Origin of the sequence: Planktotalea sp., assembly GCF_049680325.1 — a bacterium.
Classification (GTDB): domain Bacteria; phylum Pseudomonadota; class Alphaproteobacteria; order Rhodobacterales; family Rhodobacteraceae; genus Planktotalea.
This window is the reverse complement of the sequence record NZ_JBAUHO010000266.1, coordinates 1-11043: the sequence shown is the minus strand read 5'-3', so window position 1 is coordinate 11043 and position 11043 is coordinate 1. Positions and strand designations below refer to the sequence as shown.

Genomic DNA, 11043 nt, shown 5'->3' with positions numbered 1-11043 from the left:
GGGCAGATCGTAAACCGCTTGGTCAGCTCTTCTGGCTTCAAAACAATCGTGATTGATCACGATATAAAGACCATCGAGCTCATGCGTCGCTTTGGCTTCAAAGGGTTTTTCGGTGATCCCACCCGTCCTGACATGCTGCGCGCGGCCGGATTAGCGGATGCGCGCGTACTCGTCGTCGCCCTTGATGATCCAGCCGCCACGCTTAAGCTGGTTACCTATGCCCGCGCAGAGCGGCCAGACCTGCACATCATCGCGCGCGCGCGTGACCGAAGCGATGTGTTTCGTCTTTATAACGCGGGTGCAAATGATATCGTGCGCGAAATGTTCGACAGCTCCTTGCGCGCTGGCCGCTATGCGCTTGAAAACATTGGGCTGTCCGAATTTGAAGCCGCCGAAGCAGAAAAAACTTTCTATGCCCATGACCGTCACGCGATCCGCGAACTGGCCGAAGTCTGGGATCCGAACACATCTTCGGGCGAAAACAAAGCCTACATCGCACGCGCAAAAGAACTGGAGCGCGATCTGGAAGCGTCCCTGTTCACGCTACTCGAAGACAGCAACGCATCCAAAGGCTAACCTCTTCCTCTCTCGATAAATATCCTAGGGGGTCTGGGGGACTGGTCTCCCAGACGGTCCGATCGCTTTGGCGATCGGAAATCCGGCTACCCTGCCGCGACACCCGCTTCAGCGAATGTTGCCATGCTTGAATGACATTCAACTGCTGCGTTAAGAATGTTAATCGCCAGTGTCGCACCCGAACCTTCGCCAAGCCGCATATTCAGCGAAAGCAATGGTGTCTTACCCAGCGCGTCGAGCAGCTTTCCATGTGCGCCCTCTTGGCTGAGATGGCCTGCGACCACATGATCGAGTGCACCGCCTTGCGCCTGAGCAAGGCAAGCAGCAGCTGCCGAGCAAATGAACCCGTCAAGGATAACCGGAATGCGTTTGCTCCGCGCAGCCGCAATCGCACCGGCCATGGCTGCCAACTCGCGTCCGCCCAGGCAGCGCAGCACTTCAAGCGCGTCTTGAGAGTTATGTTTCGCAACCCCTTCGGCCACAACGCGGGTCTTATTCACAAGACCTGCATCATCAACACCCGTTCCACGCCCGGTCCAATCCGATGCCTCACCGCCGAATAGTGCATTCGCTATGGCTGCTGCGGAGGTTGTGTTTCCGATGCCCATTTCGCCAACAACCAACAGGTCGGTATCCGCATCCACCGCAGTCCACCCTGTAAGCAATGCCGCGACGACTTCTTGCTCGCTCATCGCAGCCGCTTGGGTGAAATCCTGTGTCGGTGTCTCGAGATCCAGCGCGTGCACAGACATCTGCGCGCCTGCAACGCGGCTCAACTGGTTAACAGCGGCGCCGCCATGTTCAAAATTGGCAACCATCTGGACAGTGACCTCAGCAGGAAATGCCGAAACACCCTGCGCAGTGACACCGTGATTTCCCGCAAAAACAACAACTTGCTTTTTGGAAATTCGCGGACGATCCGTCCCGCGCCACCCTGCATACCAGATCGCGAGATCCTCTAGACGCCCCAACGCACCGGGTGGTTTGGTCAATTGTGAATTGCGCTCTGCGGCAGCGGTCTGTGCAGCAGCGTCATGCGCAGGCATGTTAGCAAGCAACGCGCGGAAATCATCAAGCGAGGAAAATGCAGCCATCTCGGGTCTTTCATTGTAAGCCAATCTACATCCGTGTTTAACGAACCCAAACGCAGCGACAAGGCAGGAATGGCCCTCTTGAAACTCCAAAACGACTTCTTTCGTGATGCGCTTGTGGCACTTTCTTTGCTCACACGCTTACCAATCAAACTTGGAGAGCCTGACTATCAGCGCTCTGCACAGGCTGCTTGGGCCTATCCGCTCGTCGGGATTGCAACCGGCGCGATCGCATGCATTGCAGCCGCGCTCGCGCTGTTGTTAGGTTTGCCACTCTGGTGCGTGGCACTTTTGTCTTTGGGTGCAGGGGCAATTGTTACCGGCGCAATGCATGAGGATGGCTTGGCCGATTGCGCCGATGGGTTTTGGGGCGGCTGGGACCCTGCCATGCGCTTGAAAATCATGAAGGACAGCCAGATCGGCACCTATGGCGTGCTGGCCTTGCTGGTCACACAGGGCATCCGTTTCGGCGCAGTTCTGGAAATCCTCAGCTGGGAAAGCTGGGTACTACCGCTTATTGCGGTCCATGTCGCGTCACGTGCCGTAATGCCAACAGTGATGCACGCGCTTCCCCCTGCCCGCGAAGCAGGGTTGTCCCATTCCGTTGGTCGGGTTTCCTTTGAGGCCGCGCTTAAAGCAGTAGCCATCGGTGTCTTCGCTCTTTTGATCGGGCTTGGACTGCAAGGCATATTTGCAAGCGTGATTGCCGCCTTGGCCTTGCTTGGTGCGCTTCGGCTTGCCAAGGCCAAGATTGGCGGGCAAACGGGCGATGTGTGCGGTGCCGTGCAGCAAGTGACTGAAGTTGCCCTGCTTATAACACTACTTGCAGGATAGTTCAGACATAGAAAAGCCGCGCCTCCTCCCAAAAGCGCGGCCTTTCATTTTCCCAGACGCGGCGGCGGCTTATGCAGCAGCGGGCGCGCGGGACATTAGGACGTCAGTGATCTGACGCGCAGCGCCGTCTTCGTCGCCGCCCTGAACTGCACCGATTTCACGGGTCAGACGCTCAAGGGCAGCTTCGTAAAGCTGACGCTCTGAATAGCTTTGTTCACGCTGATCGTCGGTGCGATGCAAGTCGCGCACCACTTCGGCAATCGCGATCAGATCGCCAGAGTTGATCTTTTGCTCGTACTCTTGCGCACGGCGGGACCACATGGCGCGTTTGACCTTGGCTTTACCTTTCAGCGTTTTCATTGCATGTGCAACTTCGTCAGGCGAGCTAAGCGAACGCATACCGATTTCAATCGCTTTATGCGTCGGGACACGTAGGGTCATTTTGTCTTTTTCAAAGGCAATGACAAAAAGCTCTAGCGTGATACCAGCGATTTCCTGCTCTTCAACAGAAACAACTTTTCCAACGCCATGTGCCGGATAAACTACAAATTCATCAGGGCGAAAATCAAGGTTCTTCGACTTACTCATACGGGCATTCCTCGCCAGTCTCGGGATCATCAGACACAACAAAAACGGGGGCGCAGACCTTAGTCAGCGCACCTCGCTCCATATTGGTGGTACTATTTTGCGGTTAAGCAGAAACAGAAAAGTGTCAGGCAATCATTCATCATCTGCACTTATCATATCATAAAATAAGGCGTCTCGCCAGTGGGTCATTAACAAAGCCGTGAAACCTATCAAAGCACCAACAAGATAAAGGAAGTCGGGCGACATTCAGGGCTGCGCGTCAGCAGACATGATCGCAGATTGATTCGCGCCTTTTCAGCCGCCTTCGCCAGGCTTTTCAGAGAAGTACTTCTCTAGCTTGCCTTCCTCACCATCACGTTCTTCCGCGTCGGGAAGCTGGTCTTTCTTGGTGATAATCACGGGCCATAGCTCGGAGTACTTGCGGTTGAACTCAACCCATTTCTCCATGTCCGGCTCTGTATCAGGACGGATCGCATCAGCCGGGCATTCAGGTTCGCACACACCACAATCGATGCACTCATCTGGATGAATCACCAGCATATTTTCGCCCTCGTAGAAGCAATCTACGGGACAAACTTCGACGCAGTCGGTGTATTTACAAGCGATGCAAGCATCATTGACGATATAGGTCATGGAACGTGCCTCAAATCCGGTTGCGGACTAGCTAGTCCAAGCTGCGCGATCATTCAAGCTCCCCGCGCTTGATTTGCTCACCAATGCGGCGTTCTGCCTTGCTGGGTCGCCCACCGCGTTCCGCATAGGGTTTGCCGATATCGCGCGGCTGGGGAGGACTTAGATCCGTATAAAGCGTTTGTGCCTCGCTCGCCGGGCCGCGGCGCGTGCCGATGCCCTCGACCCGAATAACCCGGATGTGATTACCCTGCGGGAAGGTTAAAACATCGCCAACCTTCACGGTTGCGGATGTTTTCATCACTTTGTCACTGTTCACCCGAAGGTGTGAGCCAGTGATGAGTTTGGCCGACAGGCTACGGGTCTTAAAGAACCGCGCCTGCCAGAGCCATTTGTCTGCGCGCAGCTTTCCAGCTGCCTCGCTCACTTTTTCGCAAGGCCCATTAATGCCGCTGCGAACGGATTGTCTGGGTCGATCTTCTTTTCTGCCTTTGGTGGGCGGGCAGAGAAGTTCTGCGCCTTGTTACCGCCGCCAGCAGGTTTGCCGCGTGGCTTTCCCTTGCCTTTGGGTGCGCCGCCCTGCTTGCGCGGGCGGCTGTCAGCGTGATTTTGCTGGCGCGCACGGCCCCACGTGAAGGTAAAGAAGGCCTCCATTTCTACAGGCTCGTCCGCTGTTGGTTCTTGCGCGACGACAGGCTCTTCAACCTTGGGCTCTTGTTCTGTCGCTTCCGCAACAGGGTTCACAGTCGCCTCCTCGGTTTTGGCATCAACGACAGGAGCCGCCTTAACCTTAACGCGTTCGCCTTTTTCTGCTTTATACCCAAGACCTTGCATAAGGTCTGCGAATTGCTCCAGCGTCATACCAGTGATCGAAAGCATGTCGGCCTTGGCTTCAAAGCCACCACGGCTGTCTTCGCCGCGCAGCATGTCGGCAAGGCGTTCCAACATATCAATGCGAATCGCGCGCGCGCCTGCGGCGCGGTAGCCGGACATAAGGTGATAGCCCGCTGGCGCATGCTCGTCCGAGGGCACGGTAACCAAACCGGGGGGCGGTGCTTCGGGGAATTCCTGATGACCTGCCGCGAGGGACCAGAGCACCAAACGCAAACGCGTCGGCGCAGGTTTCAGCAAGAGCGGCATAAAGATTGTGAACTGACCAAAGCGAATACCATGCTTGCGCAACGCGCCGCGTGCATCCTGATCCAATGCTTTCACATCTTCAGCGACGTCAGAGCGGGCGATCAAACCCAAGCCCTCGATCAGGCGGAACGCGAAACCGCGTGCCATGCCAGAAAGCGTGTCGTCCTTTTGCAGGTTCAGCAAAGGCTCCATATGCAGCGCAATCTTGCGATCAATGAAATGCTGCAAACGACGCGTAACCTTTTCAGCCACGTCCGCACCCGCTTCGTCATCGACAAAGGCCTGGACCTGCGGCTTCAATGGCTCTGCGCCAGCGACCAGTTTACCAACCGCGTATTCGCCCCACATCAGGCCGCCTTGCTCGGTAAAATCAATCTCTGTATCGGGCGCATTATAGAAGCGGTCCGCGCGCAAATGGAAATGCGGTGCAAGCGCCTCGGTCGAGGCCGCGCGCAGCGTTTTCGCTTCGTTTCCGCTCGCGGACTTATCCTGCGAAAAACGGAAACCTTCCAAACGACCCACGAATTCACCTTCGACGGTCACTTCACCTTTATCGTTTACTTCGGCCAAAAGGGCCTCCTTTTGTTTGAGCCGCCGCAAAAGCACGGATGTGCGCCGGTCCACAAATCTTTGGGTCAAACGCTCGTGCAGCGCATCTGACAAGCGGTCTTCTACAGCGCGTGTCTGGGAACGCCAATGATTTTCGTCATCCGTCCAACCAGAACGCTGTGCGACATAAGTCCATGTGCGGATAAACGCCAATCGTTTAGACAAAGTGTCGATATCGCCGTCGGTACGATCAATGCGTTTGATCTGACGGGCCAGCCAATCGTTCGGAATACGGCCCGATTGATGCAGGTAGGTGTAAATGCCTTCCAGCAGATTGGCGTGTTCTGCATGGCTGATGCCCCTGAAATCGGGAATACGGCACACATCCCAAAGAAGCGCGACAGAGGCCGCATCGCTGGCGCGCGCAGCGATCTCGGCCTCTCCCGCGAGGGCTTTGAGGACGCGAAGATCGTCTGCTTCACGCGACTTCACCAGCCGTTCGTCATGGCTGGGCTGTTCAAGCGATGCGATCAAAGCATCCAGCCGGCCCAGTTGCAGTTTGGGATTGCGCCACTGCAGTTTGCCAACAGGTTGAAAGCGATGCTCTGTAATCGCGCGGGCCAATTCATCGCTTAGCGGCTGAGCCTCTCCTGTAACACCGAATGTACCCGGCTTCATACCGCGCCCTGCGCGCCCTGCGATCTGCGCCAACTCATGCGCCATAAGCGGGCGCATTCGCTGCCCATCAAATTTGCTAAGCGCGGAAAAGGCAACGTGATCGATGTCGAGGTTAAGCCCCATGCCAATCGCATCCGTGGCGACCAAATAGTCCACATCGCCGTTCTGATACATTTCAACCTGCGCATTGCGCGTGCGTGGGCTTAGCGCGCCCATGACGACAGCCGCCCCACCCTTCTGGCGGCGGATCAGTTCGGCAATGGCATAAACGTTCTCGACCGAGAAACCGACGATTGCACTGCGCGGACGCATACGGCTGATCTTCTTGGCACCCGCATAGCCAAGCTGGCTCATCCGCTCGCGGGCGATAAATTGGGCATCCGGTATCAACGAGGCAATCGGGCCGCGCATGGTATCCGCACCCATGAACAGCGTCTCATGCTGGCCGCGCGCGCTAAGCAGACGCTGCGTGAACACATGCCCACGCTCGGGATCCTCACACAGCTGGATTTCATCAACCGCAAGAAAATCACAGCCCATGCCCTCTGGCATAGCCTCAACAGTGCAGACCCAATATTGGGTTCGCGGCGGAACGATACGTTCCTCGCCTGTGACAAGCGCCACCACAGAAGGGCCGCGCAGCGCAACGATACGATCGTAAACCTCGCGGGCCAGCAGGCGCAAAGGCAATCCGATCACGCCGGTGCGATATCCCAGCATACGCTCGATCGCGTAGGTGGTTTTACCCGTATTGGTTGGTCCGAGAACCGCAATGATACGTGACTGCGCGTCCATTTCCGCCCTCAAACACTTTTTACTTACAGGGCTGGACCTTTGACTGTCGTCTCCAACCGTTCCATCGCTTCGAGTACGTCTGCGTGATGCGGATGTATAGCAAGAACTTGCTCATAGACCTCATAAGCGCGGGCTTTATCGCCTAATTGCTCGAAAATTGCGCCCAGACCCTGAATCGCTTCGAAGTGGTTTGGATTAAGGGCCAACACCCGCGAGAGGTCTTCAACAGCGGGGCCATAGAGCTTTTCCTGATAGAACGCGCTGGCGCGCATATGCCAGCCTTCGGCAAAATCAGGCGCGTGATCCGTAAGGGCGGTTAGGTGTTCAATGGCAACCTTTGGCTGCTTTGCTCGCAACGCATCGCGTCCACGCTTGAGCAGCAGATCCGCGGATGCAGAGCCCGAACGCGACCACGTCCCTTTGATCTGGCGCGCAATACGATCTGCATCTTGGGCATCTGCCTTACGCAATTGGCTAAGCAATAGTGCGACATCGACGTCAGCCGCACTTTTTGCAGGAGCGTCTTGCGCATGCACTGCAGCCGTATAGGGTATGGAAAACACCACTAGCGCGAGAAACATCGCGCTGATAAGTTTACGTGGCTCTGCCGCAAGGTAAGGTTTGCGAGTTGGGTTAAACGCTCTCATATATCAGAGTGTAGCGCATGTTCGGCAAGATGCCAGATGCGATGAAGTAACGAAGCGGAGAGCGAAAATGAGCGATATTATTAATGCGGCTGTTGCAGCCCTGAATGAAAAGCTTGCCGGAGCAGATTTTGACGGCAGCGCAAAATTCGAAATCGAAGGCGAAGGCGCAGTGCGCATCGACAGTGACGGTGCGTCAGCCTCTGATGCAGAGGCGGATGTTACGCTAACGGCGGATGCGGAAACGTTTCAGGCCATTCTGGAAGGCGAATTGAATTCCACAACAGCCTTTATGACGGGCAAGCTGGCGGTAGACGGTGACATGGGCACAGCGATGAAGCTGGGTGCAGTACTGAGTTAACTTTCTTGAATTGGTATATCTAAATGACAGACGCACCCTATCACCCGGAAATTTGCGATGGTCCAGGCAATGGCTATGCGCTTTGGCGTATGACCAGCGATAGGGTGCGTCTACGCATTGGGCTTTGGCCACTTGAAGGGGCCAAGGAAACCATCCTGATCTTTACCGGTCGCACCGAATATATTGAAAAATACGCGCATATTGCGGCCGATCTACAAGCCGCGGGTTATGCCGTCGCCTCGCTTGACTGGCGCGGTCAGGGATTGTCCGATCGCTTGCTCGATGATCCATATCGCGGCCATGTCGGGGACTTTGGCGACTACCAAAAAGATATTGCTACGTTGATGGAAACGATCAGCGCTGAAGGCCTGCCCGCCCCCAAAGCGATTGTCGCGCATTCGATGGGCGGGTGCATCGGATTGCGCGCATTGATCGAAGGATTGCCAGTTAAAGGCGCTGTCTTTTCCGCACCGATGTGGGGGATCATCATGGCTCCTGCCCTGCGACCCGTCGCTTGGGTGGTGTCACGGGTTGCTGCAATGTTTGGTCTGGGCGCAACGTTAGCCCCCGGCACAAATGCCCGCAGCTTCATTCTGAATGATCCGTTTCAGGACAACACGCTGACCCGCGACGCGAAAATGTGGAAAATGATGGGCGATCAAATTCGCGCAGTGCCTGGGCTAGAACTGGGTGGTCCCAGCCTTGATTGGGTGCGTTTAGCTGTCGATGAGTGCGCCGCGCTGATGCGCGCGCCCGCGCCTGATCTACCTGCGCTAACCTTTCTGGGTGACAATGAACGCATCGTAGAGCCAAGCGCGATTCACACGAAAATGCAGTGCTGGCCTAAAGGAACGTTGGAAATAATCAACGACGGCGAACATGAGGGCTTCATGGAAGGTCCCGAAAAGCGCGCCGCGATGAGCCGCCAGATGATTGCCTTTCTCGACACGCTATAAACAAGCGCTTTACGGGTTTTAACTCTGGATGAGGGTGCATAGGTTACGGCGCAAAGAGATATGAGGTTTTTCGATGCTCCACCTTCCCTTCCCCGTTCGTGATGCCAATGCTGGCAACGGTTCTGACAGCTTTGGCAACTTGCCTGAATGGGATCTGAGCGATCTTTACACAAGCGAAGATGCACCCGAACTCAAACGCGATCTGGACTGGCTTGAAGAAGCCTGCGCCAGCTTCGCGCGCGACTATGAGGGCAAACTCGACAAGCTTGACGCCGCCGCGATGCTGGAGTGCGTGCTGCGCAACGAACGGATCAATTCAATCGCTGGGCGCATTATGTCCTTTGCGGGTCTGCGGTATTACCAGCTAACCACCGACGCGGATCGCGCGAAATTCATGTCCGACATGCAGGAGAAGATCACCAACTTCACCACGCCTTTGGTGTTTTTCACTTTAGAATTGAACCGCTTGGACGACGATGCCCTCGACGCACATTTCGCGGCGAATTCAGATCTTGCCCGATACAAGCCGGTCTTTGAGCGCATCCGCGCAATGAAGCCTTATCAACTCAGCGATGAGCTTGAAAAATTCCTGCATGACCTTGGCGTTGTCGGCGACGCATGGGAACGCATGTTCGATGAAACAATTGCGGGCCTCACGTTTGAGGTTAATGGCGAAACCCTCAACATAGAAGGCACGCTGAACCTGTTGACCGAGCAGGATCGCACCAAACGCGAAGCAGCAAGCCGCGAAGTTGCGCGCGTTTTGGGCCAGAACATCAAAACCTTTGCACGCGTTCACAACACCCAAGCCAAGGAAAAAGAAATTATCGATCGCTGGCGCGGCATGGAAACGGCGCAAACAGGGCGCCACCTTTCCAACCATGTAGAGCCAGAGGTCGTCGAAGCCCTGCGCACCGCAGTGGTGAACGCCTATCCGAAACTCAGCCATCGTTATTATGAAATGAAGCGCGGCTGGCTTGGACTGGATCGCATGCAGGTCTGGGATCGCAACGCGCCCCTGCCGATGGAAAATACAAAGATTGTCGGATGGGACGAAGCCGAAGCAACGGTCATGGAGGCCTATAACGCCTTTGATCCTCGCATGGGCGAAATCGCAACGCCCTTCTTCAAAGATGGCTGGATCGATGCGGGCGTAAAGCCCGGCAAAGCGCCCGGCGCATTTGCGCACCCTACGGTAACGGATGTTCACCCCTATGTAATGCTCAACTACCTTGGCAAACCCCGTGATGTGATGACGTTGGCCCATGAATTGGGCCACGGCGTGCATCAGGTCTTGGCGGCAGCGCAGGGTGAAATGCTGTCCTCGACACCACTGACCTTGGCCGAAACAGCCAGCGTATTTGGCGAAATGCTGACCTTCCAGAAAATGTTGGAAAAGGCAGAAACCCAAGCGGAACGTAAAATCCTACTCGCGGGTAAGGTCGAGGACATGATTAACACGGTCGTGCGCCAGATCGCGTTCTACGACTTTGAATGCAAACTCCACGAGGCACGGCGCGGCGGTGAACTCACACCCGAAGACATCAACGCGCTGTGGATGAGCGTGCAGGCCGAAAGCCTTGGACCCTGCTTTGACTTTATGGAGGGCTATGAAACCTTCTGGGCCTATATCCCACACTTCGTGCACTCGCCGTTTTACGTCTACGCCTACGCTTTCGGTGACGGTCTCGTGAACGCGCTTTATGCAGTTTACCGTGAGGGCGGAGAGGGCTTTGAAGAGAAGTATTTCGACATGCTCAAAGCTGGCGGTTCCAAGCACCACAAAGAATTGCTTGCGCCGTTCGGCCTGGATGCGTCCGATCCCAAATTCTGGGATAAAGGCCTGTCGATGATTTCGGACATGATTGATGAATTGGAAGCGATGGGCTAGCGCATAAGCGCGCGCAACGCGCTTATTTCAGCTGACTATCTTTAGAGCCGCGCCGATTAATCCCGGCGCGGCTTTTATGTTGCCCGTCGCGTTCCTGCTGGCACTCGATGCAAAGCTTAACGCCGGGCCGCGCAAGACGCCGCGCTTCTGGAATTTCTTCTTCGCACTCGGCGCAATGCGTCAGGCTTTCCCCGACCGGCTGACGCTGCGCTTTCATCCGCGCCAGCTCGTCCGTGATTGAAGCTTCAATCTGTTCGGACACAGCCCCGTCTTTGGCCCAGCCCCCAGCCATTATTGCAGCACATAAGGC

12 protein-coding genes are annotated in these 11043 nt (G+C 55.9%); 5 read left to right on the top strand and 7 right to left on the bottom strand.

Annotated elements, in window-relative coordinates:
* Positions 1-576: NAD-binding protein (locus WBC85_RS12275; RefSeq protein ID WP_424437452.1), on the top strand; the 576-nt coding region annotated here is incomplete at its 5' end.
* An 86-nt stretch (positions 577-662) separates the two neighbouring features.
* Here WBC85_RS12275 and cobT read toward each other — a convergent pair.
* Positions 663-1670 (bottom strand): nicotinate-nucleotide--dimethylbenzimidazole phosphoribosyltransferase, encoded by a 1008-nt coding sequence (cobT, locus tag WBC85_RS12270; RefSeq protein ID WP_424437449.1) that lies wholly within the window; start codon positions 1668-1670, stop codon positions 663-665.
* A 78-nt stretch (positions 1671-1748) separates the two neighbouring features.
* Here cobT and cobS point away from each other — a divergent pair, with 78 nt between their 5' ends.
* The gene (gene cobS, locus WBC85_RS12265; protein ID WP_424437447.1) at positions 1749-2501 is read left to right on the top strand and encodes an adenosylcobinamide-GDP ribazoletransferase; all 753 of its coding nucleotides are present in this window, start codon (positions 1749-1751) and stop codon (positions 2499-2501) included.
* Between the two features lie 69 nt (positions 2502-2570).
* Here cobS and WBC85_RS12260 read toward each other — a convergent pair whose 3' ends face one another.
* The 5 genes from WBC85_RS12260 to WBC85_RS12240 all read right to left on the bottom strand — a co-directional run bounded on the left by WBC85_RS12260 (position 2571) and on the right by WBC85_RS12240 (position 7462).
* A complete protein-coding gene (locus tag WBC85_RS12260; protein ID WP_424437445.1) occupies positions 2571-3089 on the bottom strand; it encodes a CarD family transcriptional regulator in 519 nt (172 codons plus the stop codon).
* Between the two features lie 294 nt (positions 3090-3383).
* A complete protein-coding gene (gene fdxA / locus WBC85_RS12255; protein ID WP_424437442.1) occupies positions 3384-3722 on the bottom strand; it encodes a ferredoxin FdxA in 339 nt (112 codons plus the stop codon).
* A gap of 49 nt (positions 3723-3771) precedes the next feature.
* On the bottom strand, positions 3772-4146 hold the full coding sequence (locus WBC85_RS12250) for an RNA-binding S4 domain-containing protein (protein ID WP_424437439.1): 375 nt from the start codon (positions 4144-4146) through the stop codon (positions 3772-3774).
* Positions 4143-6881 carry a helicase-related protein gene (locus tag WBC85_RS12245; protein WP_424437436.1) on the bottom strand — a complete coding sequence of 913 codons (2739 nt, stop codon included), beginning with the start codon at positions 6879-6881 and terminating at the stop codon, positions 4143-4145. The genes WBC85_RS12250 and WBC85_RS12245 overlap by 4 nt, the downstream gene beginning before the upstream one ends.
* A gap of 23 nt (positions 6882-6904) precedes the next feature.
* A complete protein-coding gene (locus WBC85_RS12240) occupies positions 6905-7462 on the bottom strand; it encodes a tetratricopeptide repeat protein (RefSeq protein ID WP_424437433.1) in 558 nt (185 codons plus the stop codon).
* A gap of 133 nt (positions 7463-7595) precedes the next feature.
* On the opposite strand from WBC85_RS12240, the gene WBC85_RS12235 reads away from it, so the two are divergent.
* The 3 genes from WBC85_RS12235 (at position 7596) to WBC85_RS12225 (ending at position 10733) form a co-directional block, all read left to right on the top strand.
* Positions 7596-7886: an SCP2 sterol-binding domain-containing protein gene (locus WBC85_RS12235; RefSeq protein ID WP_424437430.1), complete on the top strand. Its 291-nt coding sequence runs from the start codon at positions 7596-7598 to the stop codon at positions 7884-7886.
* Between the two features lie 23 nt (positions 7887-7909).
* A complete protein-coding gene (locus WBC85_RS12230) occupies positions 7910-8842 on the top strand; it encodes an alpha/beta fold hydrolase (protein WP_424437427.1) in 933 nt (310 codons plus the stop codon).
* A 73-nt stretch (positions 8843-8915) separates the two neighbouring features.
* The gene (locus WBC85_RS12225; protein WP_424437424.1) at positions 8916-10733 is read left to right on the top strand and encodes a M3 family oligoendopeptidase; all 1818 of its coding nucleotides are present in this window, start codon (positions 8916-8918) and stop codon (positions 10731-10733) included.
* Positions 10734-10755: 22 nt separating this feature from the next.
* Here the strand turns inward: WBC85_RS12225 and WBC85_RS12220 are convergent, their stop codons facing one another.
* Positions 10756-11025 (bottom strand): DksA/TraR family C4-type zinc finger protein, encoded by a 270-nt coding sequence (locus tag WBC85_RS12220; protein ID WP_424437455.1) that lies wholly within the window; start codon positions 11023-11025, stop codon positions 10756-10758.
* Between the last annotated feature and the right edge of the window lie 18 nt (positions 11026-11043).